The 15,660-nt window shown below is 70.4% G+C and carries 14 protein-coding genes and 1 pseudogene; 5 read left to right on the top strand and 10 right to left on the bottom strand.

Translation table 11 applies throughout. The annotated features are described in order from the left end of the window. Positions 1-256 precede the first annotated feature (256 nt). Positions 257-766 carry a hypothetical protein gene (locus QM619_RS10365; protein ID WP_415107853.1) on the bottom strand — a complete coding sequence of 170 codons (510 nt, stop codon included), beginning with the start codon at positions 764-766 and terminating at the stop codon, positions 257-259. Between the two features lie 313 nt (positions 767-1,079). Next, positions 1,080-1,616: a type IV toxin-antitoxin system AbiEi family antitoxin domain-containing protein gene (locus QM619_RS10360; protein ID WP_415107850.1), complete on the bottom strand. Its 537-nt coding sequence runs from the start codon at positions 1,614-1,616 to the stop codon at positions 1,080-1,082. A gap of 217 nt (positions 1,617-1,833) precedes the next feature. Here QM619_RS10360 and QM619_RS10355 point away from each other — a divergent pair, with 217 nt between their 5' ends. Beyond that, positions 1,834-2,820 carry a calcium/sodium antiporter gene (locus tag QM619_RS10355; RefSeq protein ID WP_415107847.1) on the top strand — a complete coding sequence of 329 codons (987 nt, stop codon included), beginning with the start codon at positions 1,834-1,836 and terminating at the stop codon, positions 2,818-2,820. Here the strand turns inward: QM619_RS10355 and QM619_RS10350 are convergent. Next, positions 2,787-3,074 carry a DUF6457 domain-containing protein gene (locus tag QM619_RS10350; protein WP_415107845.1) on the bottom strand — a complete coding sequence of 96 codons (288 nt, stop codon included), beginning with the start codon at positions 3,072-3,074 and terminating at the stop codon, positions 2,787-2,789. The two genes, QM619_RS10355 and QM619_RS10350, sit on opposite strands and share 34 nt — an antisense overlap. Before the next feature lie 51 nt (positions 3,075-3,125). Here QM619_RS10350 and QM619_RS10345 point away from each other — a divergent pair, with 51 nt between their 5' ends. The 3 genes and pseudogenes from QM619_RS10345 (at position 3,126) to QM619_RS10335 (ending at position 5,512) form a co-directional block, all read left to right on the top strand. Then, on the top strand, positions 3,126-3,896 hold the full coding sequence (locus tag QM619_RS10345) for a YggS family pyridoxal phosphate-dependent enzyme (RefSeq protein WP_415107842.1): 771 nt from the start codon (positions 3,126-3,128) through the stop codon (positions 3,894-3,896). A gap of 33 nt (positions 3,897-3,929) precedes the next feature. Continuing rightward, a pseudogene (locus QM619_RS10340) lies at positions 3,930-4,562 on the top strand (2-phosphosulfolactate phosphatase); the annotation flags it as partial. A gap of 275 nt (positions 4,563-4,837) precedes the next feature. Next, entirely contained in the window at positions 4,838-5,512 is a 675-nt protein-coding gene (locus QM619_RS10335; protein ID WP_415107839.1) for a FadR/GntR family transcriptional regulator, read from the top strand. A gap of 1 nt (position 5,513) precedes the next feature. Here QM619_RS10335 and QM619_RS10330 read toward each other — a convergent pair whose 3' ends face one another. From QM619_RS10330 to QM619_RS10300, 7 genes are read right to left on the bottom strand one after another with little or no spacing between them, the layout of a single operon-like run. Continuing rightward, a complete protein-coding gene (locus QM619_RS10330; RefSeq protein WP_415107837.1) occupies positions 5,514-6,692 on the bottom strand; it encodes an enterochelin esterase domain-containing protein in 1,179 nt (392 codons plus the stop codon). After that, positions 6,689-7,504, bottom strand: coding sequence for an ABC transporter ATP-binding protein (locus QM619_RS10325; protein WP_415107834.1), 816 nt, complete (start codon positions 7,502-7,504; stop codon positions 6,689-6,691). The genes QM619_RS10330 and QM619_RS10325 overlap by 4 nt, the downstream gene beginning before the upstream one ends. Continuing rightward, positions 7,501-8,568 (bottom strand): FecCD family ABC transporter permease, encoded by a 1,068-nt coding sequence (locus QM619_RS10320; RefSeq protein WP_415107831.1) that lies wholly within the window; start codon positions 8,566-8,568, stop codon positions 7,501-7,503. Before QM619_RS10320 ends, QM619_RS10325 begins: the two co-directional genes overlap by 4 nt. Further along, positions 8,565-9,605 carry a FecCD family ABC transporter permease gene (locus QM619_RS10315; RefSeq protein ID WP_415107828.1) on the bottom strand — a complete coding sequence of 347 codons (1,041 nt, stop codon included), beginning with the start codon at positions 9,603-9,605 and terminating at the stop codon, positions 8,565-8,567. The genes QM619_RS10320 and QM619_RS10315 overlap by 4 nt, the downstream gene beginning before the upstream one ends. 3 nt (positions 9,606-9,608) lie before the next feature. After that, positions 9,609-10,673, bottom strand: coding sequence for a hypothetical protein (locus tag QM619_RS10310; RefSeq protein ID WP_415107825.1), 1,065 nt, complete (start codon positions 10,671-10,673; stop codon positions 9,609-9,611). Then, the gene (locus QM619_RS10305; protein ID WP_415107822.1) at positions 10,670-13,240 is read right to left on the bottom strand and encodes a hypothetical protein; all 2,571 of its coding nucleotides are present in this window, start codon (positions 13,238-13,240) and stop codon (positions 10,670-10,672) included. Before QM619_RS10305 ends, QM619_RS10310 begins: the two co-directional genes overlap by 4 nt. Then, complete coding sequence (locus QM619_RS10300) at positions 13,237-14,241, bottom strand: ABC transporter substrate-binding protein (RefSeq protein ID WP_415107819.1); 1,005 nt, start codon at positions 14,239-14,241, stop codon at positions 13,237-13,239. The genes QM619_RS10305 and QM619_RS10300 overlap by 4 nt, the downstream gene beginning before the upstream one ends. A gap of 321 nt (positions 14,242-14,562) precedes the next feature. Here QM619_RS10300 and QM619_RS10295 point away from each other — a divergent pair, with 321 nt between their 5' ends. Further along, positions 14,563-15,606, top strand: a complete 1,044-nt coding sequence (locus QM619_RS10295; RefSeq protein ID WP_415107816.1) for an adenosine deaminase — start codon at positions 14,563-14,565, stop codon at positions 15,604-15,606. The last annotated feature ends 54 nt before the right edge of the window (positions 15,607-15,660 follow it).

Raw genomic sequence — 15,660 nt, 5'->3', positions numbered from 1 at the left:
GTCGGTCGTCCCGGACCAGGCATCTGCGGCTCCTTCGGTAGAGGTTCTACCCCCTGAAACCGCCCCACCCCAACCGAAATTCCCGAATCCAGCAATTATCTCACGAAACAACCTGACAGGACACTAGTGCCGCCTTCGATCATGGGGACGGCACGTCCCGGCGATGGCGGCGAAGTAGCCCGCTGAAGCACTTCGCACCTGAACCGAAACTGACCTCACGGGCGGATTTGCGGACGTGTCAGGCCGCAGGACCGCTCTACCGCGGCGGCTGGTAGTCGGCTGCGTCAGGGGCCTCCGCGGGCTGCTGGATAGGAGTAAAGACAACCAGATACCTCTCCAGATTCTTGCGCGCCTTGGGCTTGCGCGCCAGGTCCCGGTTGATTTCGCGATTGACTGCATAAACGTCGACTCGATAATGGCCGGCGGCGGCGGGCGAGAACATGGTGATCGGCTCATGGCCGCCGACCGCACTCACCAGTGGCTCGCGAATGTGGACCTGTGTCGACCCGTGCTCTTCCCAGTTGCCGGGGTCGTCCGGCAGCCCACCTACCTCGACCAGGACCGGCCCCATCTTGATCCCGGTCGCAATCGCGATTCCCGACCCAGCGACCGTGGGTGCCACCAGCGGCACTTCATCGAGCTCCGGCCGCCAGTCGGGGAAGGGCCCGTCATCTGCGATTGGAGCGAGGTAGAACAACGCCGCCTCCGCGAATGTGCGCACACCCACGGTCCCCGGATCATGAGAACGCGACCTGAAACCGGCCATTGTCTAGAATCCTCTCTTGCCCATAGAACTTCACGAGCATCCCACCGCCGCAGCTGTCTTGGCGCAAACCATGACCGCATTGAAGAACCGCGAATCGCGATTGCCTGTCACCCCCGGCCGCGTAAGCCGCCGGGACGGCTGCGGGAGCACGCTTGGCACCCAGTGCCGCCCTTGATGGCAGAGTCGGGGAGCATCTGGGACAACACCATGTTGCCGAACAGCGCCATCAGGCGTCGTTCGGTCGTTTCCATGTCACGCGCCAGAGCACCGATCTGTCGTCGAAGATCGCCGACGCGGCGTGGGGGTTCCATGATCATGCATTCTCCAGTCCGGCAATGACAGTCCCTGCCTCAGCCTGATCGATGAGCCCGCGGGCCGCCGCCAGACGGGCTGCGTCCATGAGCCGGGAGGTCATGACTCGTCCGCGGCTGGCGAGCAGGGCAGGTCCCAGGCGCATCGCCGGCACGCCGTCGATGTCGTCACGGTCCTCCGCGGGGACGTCAAGGTGGACGAGTTCGACGGACGCCGGAAGTCGCTTGCGGACGCGGCCACCAGTGGCGACCCGGATGCGGCGGAGGTTCACCTGGGCGAGGTCGTGCGCAGCAAGCACGGCGTCATCGGCCAACACCGCGCCCTCGCCGGCCAGGGCGACTGCGATCGCGAACTCGGTGAGGTCGTCCCGCGGGGCCTCATTCATCAGGTAGACGCCATGTCCGACGCGGGTGAGTGCGCCGCGGGTCGCGAGCTTGCGGACCTCGACGGCGGGCACGCCCGCAGCCTCGGCGTCCCGGACCGCGATCACGCCGTGGGTGTCGAACGCGAGCTCGCGCAGGGTTTGGCGGTGCGTCATCACTACCTCCTCTACGTCAAGAGCGTACTGAAATTGGTACTGTTTTGACGAGACCGGACAGTGATCTCCACCGGCCGGTGCTTCACGTCCACTTCCGCCTAACCGTCACGGGGGACGCCACGTCTCGAAGTGCTTGAGATACCGCCAGCGGAACTCCTCGGCGACCTGATCGCCGGGAGACCGTGCGTCAGGCAAGTAGGCCCCGGTAGAGTGAGCCATGGTTCCCGTGCTCTTGGTGATCGGCGGTCTCGTCGCACTGATCGCGGGCGCCGAGTTGGTCGTCCGCTACGGTTCGCTGCTGGCACGCCGGCTCGGCATCCCGCCGATGATCATCGGTCTCACCGTGGTCTCGATCGGCACCAGTGCGCCCGAGTTGGCGGTCGGCATCGACGCGATGAAGGTGAACGCCGGGTCGTTGGCGGTCGGCAATATCGCCGGCACCAACATCGTGAACCTGCTGTTGATCCTCGGTCTGTGTGCGGCGCTGCGTCCGATCGACTTCGAACGCCGGACGCTGGTGCTCGATCTGCCCGGCATGGCGATCGTCGCCCTCCTGGTCTTCCTGCTCAGCCTGGACGGTGCATTGCAGCTCTGGGAAGGCATTCCGCTGGTGATCGCCGCCGTCCTCTACACCATCGGCCTGGGCTGGTGGACCCGTCGCGAGAACGCCGGCAGAAAGGACGTGCTCGGCGCCGACCTGGCGGCCGAAGGACCCGTCACCGCCCAACCCGAGTACGCCCGCGGCCGGGTGCTATGGTTCTCGCTCCTGCTGGCCGCCGGCATCGCCGTCATCGTGTTCGGGGCGGACGCCCTGGTCCGCGGCTCGGTCGAACTGGCCCGGCTGGTCGGCGTGTCGGACGCCTTCATCGGGCTCACCGTGGTCGCCATCGGCACCTCGGCCCCCGAACTGGTGACGGCCCTGGTGTCCACCTTCCGCGGCGATCGCGACATCGCGGTGGGCAACCTGATCGGCTCCAGCGTCTACAACCTGACCCTGATCCTCGGCGTCCCGGTGCTGGTGGCCAACGGATCCGGCCCGATCGAGACCCATCTGCTGCACATCGACCTGCCGATCATGGTGGCGGTCTGCCTGCTCTGCGTCCCGCTGTTCCTCACCGGACGCCGACTCTCCCGTCCCGAAGGCACTCTGATGGTCGCCGGCTACGTGGTCTACCTCGGCTGCCTGCTGGTCGCCCGCACCTGACCCGGCTCGCCGGCCAGCGCCGTCACCCGTCCAGCCACCTCGGACGCCGCCGCGCCGCGTCCGACCGCGACCCCGGCCAGAAACGCACTGAGCGGCGCGCCCGGACGCGACGGCCCGTGCGCCACCGCGGACACCATGGCCAGCAGGACTTCCTCGTGATCGAGGACGACGCCTGGCTCCACCCCGAGCTCGGCGGCGACATCGGTCAGCCACTCCCGCATGCGGTCCATCCGCGCCGGATCATCCCTGTGCATGGGCCTATCCTCCCCTGCCGCCACCACGCGCGGAACCTCTAACGTGGTGTCATGCCAACCGCTTCATCCGACTCACCGCAGTACCCCACGGCGACGTCCGTCGACGACTTCCGGCGCAACCTGGACGCCGTCCGAGCCCGGATCGCGGCGGCCGCCGAGCGGGCCGGACGCCCGTCCGGCGAGGTGCGGCTGCTGCCGGTCAGCAAGACCGTGCCCGAAGAGCGGGTGCGCAACGCCATCGCCGCCGGCATGCACCAGCTCGGTGAGAACAAGGTGCAAGAGGCGAAGCGCAAGCACGCCAACCTGATCGACGAAGACGTCGCCTGGTCGGTGATCGGCCACCTGCAGACCAACAAGGCCCGCGACGTCGCCGCCTTCGCCGCCGAGTTCCAGGCCCTGGACAGCCTGCGGGTCGCCGAAGCGCTGGATCGCCGCCTCCAGGCGGCCGGGCGTTCCCTCGACGTCTACGTGCAGGTGAACACCTCCGCCGAAGAGTCCAAGTACGGCCTGGCTCCCGATGAGGTGCCGGCGTTCCTCCGCCAACTGCCCCACTACGCCAGCCTCAAGGTGCAGGGCCTGATGACCCTCGCTCTGTTCAGCTCGGACGTCGCACGCGTCCGCGCCTGCTTCGTCCGGCTGCGGACGCTGCGCGACCGCGTCCGCGAGACCGATGAGGCCCTGATCGGACCCGGCGAGCTGTCGATGGGCATGTCCGGCGACTACGAGGTCGCCATCGAAGAGGGGGCCACCTGCGTCCGGGTCGGACAGGCCATCTTCGGCGCCCGCACCCTGAACGAGGATCACTATTGGCCTGTGGGGTAGACCCAGCGCCCCGGCCCGGCCGAGACGGCCGATGTCGCCGTGGTCATCGACGTGATCCGGGCGTTCACCACGGCACCCTGGTGCCTGTCCCGTGGTGCGAACCGCCTCTTGCTCGCCCCCGATATCGACACGGCAGTGGCCGCGCGAGACGAGCGATACCACGATGCCCTGCTGATCAAGGACGGCCCGCCGGATCCCCGATTCGACCTGCCGAACGCGCCCGGCCGCATCGCTCGGGAGAACCTCACCGGTCGCACCGTCGTCCAGGTGACCGGCAACGGCACCCGTGGCGCACACGCCGTCCGTTCGGTTCCGGTGGTGTTCTGCGCGTCCTTCGTCACCGCGGCCGCGACGGTGCGTGCGATCGCGGGATCGGACGCCGCACGCGTCCTGCTGGTGCCGACCGAAGGCGACGAGGACGTCGCCTTGGCCGACTACCTCACCAGGTTGCTCACCGCAGACCGTCCTGACCGGATCGATCCGGCGCCGTACCTGGACCGCGTCCGGCGATCCACCGCAGGACGGGAGACCTTGGCCCGCGGCGGCGACCCGGCCTATCCGGGCGTGGACGCCGACGACCTGGACCGTTGCCTCGACGTCGACGCCTTCGACCGCGCCCTGCGAGCGACCGTGCACGAGGACCTGTTGGCCGTCACCCTCTGCTGACGCCGACGACGTCGCCCTGCTTCGGTGTCCTTCACCGGGTTTGAACCACGGAAAGGACGCCGAACCAGGGCGATGTCGCGAGGTGTGATCACGCCGGGCGATGCCAGCGCTGAGCCGATCCGCATCGTCGGCTCCGATCCTTCGGTTGATTTGATCACGGAAAATGCACCAAAAAATGGCAGGGCATCGCGCCTGCAACTGTGCATTGCTGAAGGTTCAGCGAGTATTTTCGGCTGTGACCGAACTCGCAGTACATACCCGAACAGGAGGCAATGGTGCAGGTCGGCTCGGATCGCGCCCGACGCACGTTGGCGTTCCTGCGGCATCGGATCTCGTCGGGAGAGTGGCCGATCAACTCCAAGATTCCGACCGAACCCGAACTGATGCAGCTGATCGGGGTCGGCAAGACCACCGTGCGCGAGGCCGTCCGTTCGCTGGCCAGCGTCGGCATGCTCGAACCGATGCCGGGCATCGGCACCTTCGTCCGCTCCCGGATGCCGGTGAGCTCGGTGCTGACCGACTACCTCTCCGAGTTCGGCGCCGCCGACCTGCTCGGCTATCGGCGGGCGCTCGAACTGGAGGCGGCCCAGCAGGCGGCCCGGCATCGCACCGACGAGCAGTTGGCGGCGATGCGGCACGCGCTCGACAACCCGGCGACGGCACCCGAGCAACCGTTCGGACGCGACCATGGCAAGGCTCCTGGACAGTTCCATTTCCTGGTGATGGAGGCCAGCGGCAACACGCTGCTGGTCGGGTTGTATGCGGGGGTGGTCACCGCGCTGCGCCAGGCGCTCCACTCCGGCACCGTCGTCCATGCCACGGACGCCGAGACCCGGCTGAGCGAGCATCGGGTGCTGTTGGCCGCCTTGGAGGCCGGCGACATCGCCGCCGCCGCGCACGCCATGGCGCAGCACATCGAGCGCGATCTGGTCCCGGCCGAGCAGGCCTGACTCAACCAGCGGTGGCCGGCGGGAGCACGGCCCGCAGCCCGTCCACGATTCCGTCCCGCCAGCAGGCGTAGTCGTGGCCGCCGTTGAACTCGGCGTAGTCGTGCCGGACGTCGGCCGCAGCGAGCCGGTGGTGCAGTTCCCGGTTCGGCCCGAGCAGCACCCACTCCTGGCGTCCGACCTCGAGATAGCCGCGCGCCGACGCCGGCATGGCACCGGCCCGCTCGGCCAGGCCCTCCTGCCACAGGGACGCCGACTGGGCCACGAAGCCGCCCACGGCGTCCGGGCGTTCGGCGGCGGTGAGCAACGCGACCGCACCACCCAGGCTCTGCCCGGCGACGACCCGGTCGGCGGCGTCCGTTCCGGCGTCATGGCCGGCTACAGCCCAGGGCAGCAGGACGTCGGCGAGCCAGTCCGGCATGCCCCCCGACCCGTTCAGCTCGGCCCAGCGCCGCAGCCGGTCGCCGCCCGGCACCAGCAGCACCAGCGGGGGCCGGATCAGCCCGTCGGCGATCACGTTGTCGATCATCGCCGGCAGGCTCTGCTCGCCCACCCACATCTCGCCGTCCAACGCGATCAGCACCGGACCGCCGGCGACGAACTCGGCCGGCCGGTAGACCCAGGGACGGCGTCCGTCCAGTTCATGCTCGGTGAGCACTCCGCGCAGCGGTCCGCGCGGCTTCAGCCAGCGCTGCGCCGGGGCGTCGGGCAGCTCGACCACCGACACCGTGTTGCCCACCCGGTTGCGCATCGTGGACGGGTTGAGCGGGTCGGGCAGTCCCCGGTCGAGCGCCGCCCGCAGCGACACCTGTTCGGCCAGGTCACGCCAGGGCGCCGGACGGCCCGGACGCTTCGGCACAACGGCGTACGAGGCACGCCAATCGCCCGGCATCCGGTAGCTCAGGTGCCACAGATCGGTGCCGCGTAGCCGCTCCATCAGGCTGCGGTCCAGGTCGCGCTCGTCGGTGAGCCGGTTGACGAACAGCAGCACCTCGTCGGCGTCGGCGTCGGCCCACCAGAAGGTGACGAGCCACTCGTCGCCGTCGCGTTCGATCATCGGTGAGCGCGGCTCGGCCTGGAACGCCGCGACCACGCCGGCCGGGGTAGGCACCCGCGGTGCCGGTGCCGGACGCCGCACCTTCGGCGGCGTCCGAGGCGCCCCCGGCGCGGGCATGGCGCTCATTCGTCACCCGCCGGAATCACCAGCGGACGGCCGGTCTCCGGGTCGGCCAGCACCCGGCAAGGCAGCCCGTAGACGTCCTCGATGAGCTGCGCGGTGACGATCTCGGTCGGCTCACCCTGCGCCACGATCCGGCCGTCCTTCATCACCAGCAGCTGGGTGGCGTACCGGAACGCCAAGTGCAGATCGTGCAGCACCACCACCACCGTGTAGCCGTCGCGCTGCAGGCTGCGGGTGAGCCGCAGCACCTCCACCTGGTGCGCGACGTCGAGATAGGTGGTGGGCTCGTCGAGCAGCAGGATCGGGGTCTGCTGGGCGAGCGCCATCGCGATCCACACCCGCTGCCGCTGCCCGCCGGACAGCTGGCTGACCTGACGGTCGGCCAGGTCGGTGACTCCGGCCCGGCGCATCGCCTCGTCGACCGCGGCCGCGTCGGTGTCGCTCCACTGCCGGAAGATGCCCTGGTGCGGGTAGCGTCCGCGGGCCACCAGGTCGGTGACGGTGATGCCGTCCGGGGCGACCGGAGACTGGGGCAGCAGCCCGAGCCGGCGGGCCACCTGCCGGGTCGGGTAGTGGCCGATCGGCTTGCCGTCCAGCTCGACCGTGCCGGCCCGGGCCGGCACCATCCGGGCCAGGGCCCGCAGCAGCGTCGACTTGCCGCAGCCGTTGGGGCCGACGATGACCGTCAGCTCGCCGGCCGGCAGGTCGACGTCCAGCCCCTCGATCACCAGGCGTTCGCCGTAGCCGACGCCCAGATTGCGGGCGCGCAGCGGTGCCGGCGCGGTGATCGGCTCGACCATGCTCACGGAGGTCATCGTGCTCCCTTTCGCCACTGGCTGCCCAGCAGCCAGATCAGGTATCCGCCGCCCAGCACGCCGGTGACCACCCCGACGGCCAGCTGGGTGGGGGCGAACAGACGTTGCGCGACCAGATCGGACGCCAGCACCAGCATCGCGCCCAGCAACGCCGCCGTGCCCAGGCCGATGCCCGACGTCCGGGTCAGCCGACGGGCGATCTGCGGCGCGGCGAGCGCGATGAAGTTGATCGGGCCGGCCGCCGCGGTCGCGACCGCGACCAGCGCCACCCCGACCACCACCAGCAGGGCGCGGACCCATTCCACCCGGACGCCGAGCGCGGCCGCCAGGTCGTCGCCCAGCACCAGCGCCCCCAGCGGCCGGGCCAGCAGGCCGGCGGCCGGCAGCAGCAACGCCAGCGCCCCCCCGACCAGCAGCACCCGCGGCCAGGTGGTGGCGTTGAACGATCCGGCCAGCCACTGCCCGGCCGTCTGCGCGGAGGTCAGCGAGGCCCGCACCAGCAGCAGGTTGTTCACCCCCTGCAGCACGGCGGCGATGCCGATGCCGACCAGGATCAGGCGTCCGCCGGTCAGCCCGCGCCGCCAGGCCAGCAGGTAGACGACCGCGGCCGTGATCGCGCCACCGACCAGCGCACCGACGGCGGTCTGTGCCGGCCCGGCCCCGATCACGATGATCGCGATCAGCGCCCCGGTGGCCGACCCGGTGGTGAAGCCGATCACGTCCGGACTGCCCAGCGGGTTGTCCGACAGCGACTGGAAGATGGCGCCCGAGACGGCGAGGGCCGCGCCGACCAGCATCGCCGCCAGCACCCGCGGCGCCCGCTGGCCACGGACGAAGAACTGGGCCAGCGGATCGCCGCCGACGCCGAACAAGGCCCGCAGGGCCTGGCCCAGATTCAGCGGATAGTCGCCGATCAGCAGCCCGACCGCACCCAGCGCCAGCAGCGCGGCGACCGCGCCCAGCGCGACCGCGATCGTCCGGCGTTCGACCAGCATCGTGGCCGACCCGAACTGCAGCCGGCGATAGCCGGGACGTCGGCCCTGCGCCAGCCCCGTCGTACTCATAGCGCCTCGATCCGGGGACGCCGGACGATCAGCACGAAGGCCGGTCCGCCCAGGATGGCGGCGACCACGCCGACCGGCACCTCGCCCGGCAGCACCACCAGCCGGGCCACGATGTCGGCGACCAGCAGCAGCACCGGCGCGGCCAGTGCGGTGCCGGGCAGCACCAGCCGCTGGTCGGGGCCGAACACGGCCCTGGCCAGGTAGGGAACCCCGAGTCCGACGAACATGATCGGACCGGCCGCCGCGGTGGCGGCACCGGCCAACGCGGTCACCGCCACCACCGCCAGACCCCGGACCAGCCCGACCCGGACGCCGAGCGCGCGCCCCGCGTCCTCACCCAACGCCAGCACGTTGAGCGCGGGCGCCAGGCAGCAGGCCAGCACCAGGCCGGCGGCGATGAATCCGCCGGTGGTCAGCAGCACCGGAAAGCCTCGGCCCTCGACCGACCCGGCCGCCCAGAACCGGAACTCGTTGAAGGCGTTCGCGTTGGCGAGAATGACGGTCTGCACCAGCGACGCCACCGTCATGCTGATCGCCACCCCGGCCAGCGCCAGCCGCACCGGCGACGGCGAGGCGTGCCCGGCCATCCCGAGCAGATAGACGCCGACCGCGGCGACGGCGGCCCCGGCGAACGCGAACCACAGATAGAAGCCGATCCCGCTGACCCCGGTGACGGCCACCGCGAGCACCACCGCCAGGGACGCCCCAGCGTTGATCCCGAGAATGCCGGGGTCGGCGAGCGGGTTGCGGGTGAGCGACTGCATAAGCGCCCCGGCCACGCCCAGCGCGGCACCGACCACCACCAGCACCAGGGTGCGGGGCAGCCGCTGGTCGAGGACGACGACGGCGTCGAAGCTGCCGTCCGGCTGCCTCAGCAACTCCCAGACCCGGCCGGGCGGGATCGGGTTCGAACCCACCCCCAGCGAGAACAGCATGCCGAGGGCGAGCAGACCGGCGGCCACCACGAAGGCGAGACCGGCCCGTGCGGCGCCGGCGGGGGCGCTCGCCGGACGGGTGCGCACGATGGTGCTCGACAAGGCTCAGGCCTGGGACGCCGCGCGGCGCCTCCGGAGCAGCACGATCGCCAGGCCCGCGGCCACCACCACCACCGCACCGGCCAACGCCCAGATTCCGATGCTCGGCCCGGAGCCGGCAGCCGCCGGTGTCGCCGACGGAGTCGACGAGGGCGTGGCAGCCGGCGACGAGGCGCCGACGGCGGCAGCCGTCCAACCGAGCAGCACACCGTCGGCGTCCAGGACGGCGAACCGGTGCTCGCCGGCGGCCAACCCGGTGGTGGCGACGTTCACGGTGCCGTTCGCGGCGACCTGCTGCCAGCCGAGCGGGGTCGGCTCGGAGTAGGCATAGACGAACGCCCATTCGCCGGCGTAGTCGGTGCCGACGGTGAGCACCGCCTGCTCGCCGTTCACCGCGACGGTCACCTTTCCAGCCTTGTCAGCGGCCAGCGTGTCGGCCGCGGGGGCTCTGGGTGCGGTGGCCGGCTGATTGGCGGCACCGGAGGTCGGCGCGACCACCACGCCCGGCGACGTCGTCGAGGTGGTGCCACCGGTCGTCCCCGGCTTGGTGGTGGACGAGGAGTTGGTCGTGCCGCCGCTGTTGCCGTTGTTGCCGGTCTGCTTCGAACCGGACGAGGCGGCCACGACGGTGAAGCTCGGGCTGCGGTTGGTGTAGCCCTTGGTGCCCTTGCCCGGATTCTTCGGATCGATGTATGCCGAGGCCAGGAACCGCAGCGAGTGGGTGCCCTTCTTCAGGTTGCTGGGCAGCCGAAACGACCCGCTCACCACCCCCGAAGCGGGGATCTTCTGGGTGTGGTACACGCAGGCACCGTGCGAGGTGCTGCCGCAGGCACGTCCATCGTCGATCTTGACGTAGAGCGTCTCGCCCTTGGGGAACCCGCGGACGGTGAACCGGATCACCTCGCCGGCTTTCAGACTGCGCGGCGAGACGCTGGAACTGGTGCCCGGCGTGTTCGAGCCGGGGCCACCGGGCGGGACGGCCTCGGCGGCCGGCACGCTTGGCAGTGCCAGCGCGACGCCGAACAGCAGCGCGACGCCCCAGCGCAGACCTCGGATCATCGGGTTCGTCATCGGGCCACTCTCCTTGGCTTGGTCGCCAGTCGTCGGACGGCGAGCCCGCCCGCGGTCAGCACCGCGATCGCGGCCCCGATCAGCACCGCTTCCAGCGAACCGCCGGCGGTCTGCGCGGGCGCGGCTTGCGGGTTGACGGCACCCGCGCCGGCTCCGGTGTCGGTCGGGGGGTTCGGGACGCCGTCGATCGGGGCGGGTAGCGGTGTGGTGGCCACGGTGCCCTTGCTGGCTTCCACCCAACCGAGGACGGCGCCGTCGGCGTTCACCGCGACGATCCGGTGCCGGCCGTCCGCCAGATCTTTCAGGTCCACGGTGAACGCCTTCGCCGAGTTCAGCTGCACCCAGCCGGCGCGGGCGATGCTGGCCCCGCTATAGAGATAGACGTACACCCAGCGTTTGGCCGCACTCTTCGGCACGGTGACGGTGATCTTGGTGCCGTCGGCGGTCGCCGTGGCGTCCCCGTTGCTCAGCGCGGTCAGCTGACTGGCCCGCGCCACCGGCGCCTCAGGGATGGTGGTGGGCGCCGACGAGCTGTCGTCGGTCTCCGTCGTGGTCGTCGTGGTGGTGGTCGTCGTCACGTTCTGGACGGCCGTCACCGGCGTGGGCGTGGCGGTCTTCGGTCCGGCCACGGTCAGCGACGTCCAGCCGAGCAGCTTCCCGTACTCGCCGTCATTGCCGGACTGGACCGACAGCTTGCTGGTGCCGGTCGGCAGCGTCACCCCGGTCAGGCTGGCCACCGCGCGTCCGTCGGCGTCGGTACGGAACCAGGTCGTTCCCCACGGGCTGGTCGGCGATCCGTCGGCGTAGGTGTTCAGATACACCCAGTCTCCGGCGCCGGCGCCCGGAACGGTCACCGTCAGGCGCTTCGCAGTCTTGGTCACCGTCACCCCGTTGCGGGACGACGAGGTCAGGTCCTCGGTGGCTTCGACCGGATCGGGCATCCCGGTCGGCCGGTAGTCGCCGACCACGAACTCCGACGACGGCACGGTGCGCGTGACGTCCCCGTCCTTCAGCGATCCGGTCAGGAAGCGCAAGGTGTGCGCGCCTTGGGGGAAGGCAGGGGTGGAGCCGTTCGGGGCACTGGTGGTGCCGTCCGGCAGTTGCAGGTCGATGTCGAAGGTGCCGTCGGACGCCTTGGCCTCGATGATCGTCCAGATCGTCCGGTTGCTGTGGATGGCATCGTTCACCCGGCTGTAGTTGCCATCGTCGATCTTGATCGCGATGGTCGAGCCGCCACGCTTCTGATCGGGGTGGCAGAAGCCGCTCCCGGTCACATGCAGGGTGCCGCCGACGGCGACCCGTGGCTCGGCGATGGTCACCACCGGGCTGACGGACGTCGGGGTGCAGGTGACCTCTTCGTCCGGTTGCTCGACGTAGGGGACGCCGCCGACCACCAGCGGCGCGGAGGTCACGTTGCGGACGGTGTCGTTGACCCCGAACTTCCCGGTCAGGAACTGCACGGTCAGCAGCTGGCCGGCCCGCAGACCCGCAGGGGCGTCCATCTCGATCTCGAAGTCGCCGTCGGCGCCCGGCTCGATCAGGTTCGGGTGGGACGCCGTCCCGGCCGGGGCGAGCAGCTTCCAGATGGTCGGATCGTCCTTGCCGCCGGGAGCGACGACGCCGGCACCGGTGCGGGCGTATTGACCGCCGGCATGGTTCAGCTTCAGGGCGATCGTGGAGGCACCGGTGCCGGCCTGGTCGGTCCAGTGGATGCCCTTGATCCTGATCGTAGACCCGGACGCCGTGGCCACCTCGCTCTGCACCCAGGCGATGGCACCACCGGCGGTCACCGTGCTGTGCGCCCAACTCGGCGGCTGCCTTGCCGGGTCGTCCGGGGTCGAGTCGGCGGCCACGGTGATGTCGCCGGCACCTGAGCGGATGACGTCCTCATCGAGCATCGACCCGGTCAGCAGCCGGACGTTGTGGTTCTGTCCGACTGCCCAGGACGCGTTGCTGTTGGCGGTCGTCGGGTACGGCACGCGCAGCGTCCATTCCCCGTTGGCGTCGGCCTGGACGACCGCGTAGATCGTCTTGTTGAGCTGTACCACACCGGTCACCGGATGCTTCACCTCGACAGTGGTGGAAACACCGCCATCGTCGAGCTTGACCGCGATGATCGAGCCGGCGTCGCCGGCCTTGTTCCGCCATCCGGTGCCGCTGATCACCAGCGGCTCGCCGACCACCCAGGTCGTCGGCACCCAGTAGACGGCGCCGGGATCGGACGCCACCTCGTACCGGGTGCCCTCCTTGGCCGCCGTCGCGTCCAGGTCGGTCAGGGCGGCGGCGACCCGCTTCGCGGTCGGCTCCGCGGACGCCGTCGGCACCGGTTTCGCCGAGGCACTCGGTGTGGCCGACGCACTCGCGCTGGCGGTGGCGGACGGCTCGGGATCGGCTGGTGCCGAGATCTCGGCGGACGGGGTGGGTTCCGGCGTCTCGTCAGCCAGCGCCGACGATGCGAGGATGGACTGCCCCAGGCCCAGCATGGTCAGCGCCAGCGCCGCCGCGAGCCAACTCCGGGCCCGCCGAGCGGGCTTCGGGGGCGTATGCATCGACTTCCTGCTGCTCATCCGAGCGCCTTGCGAACGTCGTCGACCAGGTGGTTCATCAGCAGCGGTCCCCCGGTGGAGGTCCAGGCCGAGCCGTCGACGAGAATGATCTGCTTCTTCCGGTAGGCGTTGAGCTGGGTGAAGCCGGGCACCTGCTCGGCAGCCTGCAGCGCCTTCCGGGCGCCCTCCAGGTCGGCCGTGCCGCCGGCCTTGGGATTGCTCACGCTGGAACCGCCGAGCGTGCCGAAGAACATGTAGTCGGCGTCGATCCGCTGCAGGTTCTCCAGCGAGACCGGTTCGGTGTGACCGCGCCCGAAGGCGTCCTGGGTGGGCGGACGCCGCAGCCCCAGGTCGACCAACGCCTGCCCAGGCGGCAGTTCCTTCAAGATCAGCGCGGGGGCCGTCCCCTGCCAGCGGACGATCGAGAACGTCTTGTCGGCCATCGCACCGAGCGTCGCCTTGGTGGCCTCCACCTTGGCCCGATAGTCGGCGATCACCTGTTCGCCCTGGTCGACCATGCCCAGCGCGGCCGCGACGTTGCGGAAGTTGGTCTGCCATTCGCCGCCCGCGTAGCCGGTGTAGACGACCGGGGCGATCTGTTCGAGCGCGTCGACCACGTCTGGGTTGTTGTTGACGCTGGTGCCGTCGACCAGGATCAGGTCGGGCCGCGCCGCCCCGATCGCCTCGAAGTTGGGCTGTCCGATGCCACCCAGCAACGGCAGGTCGCCGGCCACGTCGACCAGATAGTTGGGGACGCCGGACTGACCGCGACCGGACACCGTGCCGATCGGCGTCACGCCGAGTGCCAGGACGCCGTCCAGGGTGGGTTCGCTGAGCGGCACCACCCGTTGCGGCCGCGCCGGCACCTCGACCTGCGCGCCGGTGACGTCGGTCACGGTACGGGCCTGCACCACTGTCGGGGTCGGCTCCGGGGCACCGGCACAGCCGACAACCGCGACCGCAAGCACGGTCAGCAGGCACACCACACCGACCACGCGGGCAGCGGTCGAACCGAACGTCAAGGCGCACACATCCTGGTCTACGAAAGGGATTTACCAGCTGTTAGCAAGGTAAGGCTTACCTAAATCTACAAAACATCCGATCTTCGTGCCCAGTCGCCCCGGAGGCTGAGACGTCCACGCCGCATGACGTCGACCTCGACCGCGGCGGTGGCGACGCCCCGGCCGGAACGCTAAGCGAAGCTGGTCCGCTTCGGCACCCCCGACGAGTTGGTGATCGCCTGGCAGCACGACGACGGCACGGCCGGCACCATGCAACGCAAATCCGAGGACTGACCCCGTCGCACCGGGTGCCGCCGGCGGAAGCTGTGACACCATCGGGCGATGACGCGAGACCTGGACGCGTTGCCGAAGGCGCACCTCCACCTGCATTTCACCGGGTCAATGAGCGTCTCCTCGCTGCACCAGCTCGCCGAACTGGCCCAGATCGGGCTGCATGACTCTCTGGTGGACGCCGGGGGCGTGCTGGTTCCGCGCGATCAGCGGGGCTGGTTCCGGTTCCAGCGGCTGTACGAGATGGCTCGCGACGTCGTCCGCAGCGAGGACGCGATGCGTTTCATCGTCGCCCAGGCTGCCCGCGACGACGCGGCCGAGGGTTCGCGCCGGCTCGAGCTTCAGGTCGATCCGTCCAGCTATGCGCCGCACGTGGGCGGGCTGGCCGCGGCCCTGGAGATCGTCCTGGACGAGGCCCGCCGGGCCTCCGCCGAGACCGGGGTCCAGGTGGCGATCGTGGTGGCCGCGAGCCGCGTCCGGCACCCGTTGGACGCCCGCACCATCGCCCGGCTGGCCGCCCGGCACGCCGGCGAGAACGGGGTGATCGCCTTCGGCCTGAGCAACAACGAGCGGTCCGGGGTGACCGCCGACTGGGAGCCGGCCTTCCGGATCGCCCGCAACGCGGGCCTGCCCGGCGTCCCGCACGGCGGCGAGCTGCGGGGACCCCGGCATCTGCGGCAGGTGGTGGAGCATCTGCGTCCGGCCCGGATCGGTCACGGCGTACGGAGCGCCGAGGACCCGGCGCTGCTCGACGACCTGATCGCGGCCGGAATCGCGCTGGAGGTGTGCCCGGCGTCGAATGTGCATCTCGGCATCTACCCGGAGATCGGCGACGTGCCGCTGCGCCGTCTGGTGGACGCCGGCGCCACCGTCGCGCTGGGTGCCGACGACCCGCTGCTGTTCCGCTCCCGGCTCACCGACCAGTACCGGCTGGCCCGGGAACGGCTCGGATTCAGCGATTCCGAACTGGCCGAGCTGGCCCGCGGCAGCATCCGCGCCAGCCTCGCTGCCGATGCCGACAAGGCGCGCTGGCTGGCCGAGGTGGACGACTGGCTGAACAGCCCCGAGATGTCAACGGGTGGGACTCCAGAGTAACAATCGTGGAACGCCACCTGGTTCGACTGACGGGCCGGGGTGGGTCCACAAGGC

This window comes from Micropruina sp. (assembly GCF_047606665.1).
Lineage (GTDB): Bacteria > Actinomycetota > Actinomycetes > Propionibacteriales > Propionibacteriaceae > Micropruina.
The sequence above is the reverse complement of the archived record's forward strand: the minus strand, read 5'-3'. Positions and strand labels throughout refer to the sequence as shown.

Excerpts from the sequence above, each read along its gene's own strand:
- QM619_RS10365 (WP_415107853.1), bottom strand. The coding sequence starts at position 766 with ATGGCCGGTTTCAGGTCGCGTTCTCATGATCCGGGGACCGTGGGTGTG.
- QM619_RS10320 (WP_415107831.1), bottom strand. The coding sequence starts at position 8,568 with ATGAGTACGACGGGGCTGGCGCAGGGCCGACGTCCCGGCTATCGCCGG.
- QM619_RS10310 (WP_415107825.1), bottom strand. The coding sequence starts at position 10,673 with ATGACGAACCCGATGATCCGAGGTCTGCGCTGGGGCGTCGCGCTGCTG.
- QM619_RS10295 (WP_415107816.1), top strand. The coding sequence starts at position 14,563 with ATGACGCGAGACCTGGACGCGTTGCCGAAGGCGCACCTCCACCTGCAT.
- QM619_RS10350 (WP_415107845.1), bottom strand. The coding sequence starts at position 3,074 with ATGCACAGGGATGATCCGGCGCGGATGGACCGCATGCGGGAGTGGCTG.
- QM619_RS10325 (WP_415107834.1), bottom strand. The coding sequence starts at position 7,504 with ATGACCTCCGTGAGCATGGTCGAGCCGATCACCGCGCCGGCACCGCTG.
- QM619_RS10330 (WP_415107837.1), bottom strand. The coding sequence starts at position 6,692 with ATGAGCGCCATGCCCGCGCCGGGGGCGCCTCGGACGCCGCCGAAGGTG.
- QM619_RS10355 (WP_415107847.1), top strand. The coding sequence starts at position 1,834 with ATGGTTCCCGTGCTCTTGGTGATCGGCGGTCTCGTCGCACTGATCGCG.
- QM619_RS10360 (WP_415107850.1), bottom strand. The coding sequence starts at position 1,616 with ATGACGCACCGCCAAACCCTGCGCGAGCTCGCGTTCGACACCCACGGC.
- QM619_RS10305 (WP_415107822.1), bottom strand. The coding sequence starts at position 13,240 with ATGAGCAGCAGGAAGTCGATGCATACGCCCCCGAAGCCCGCTCGGCGG.
- QM619_RS10345 (WP_415107842.1), top strand. The coding sequence starts at position 3,126 with ATGCCAACCGCTTCATCCGACTCACCGCAGTACCCCACGGCGACGTCC.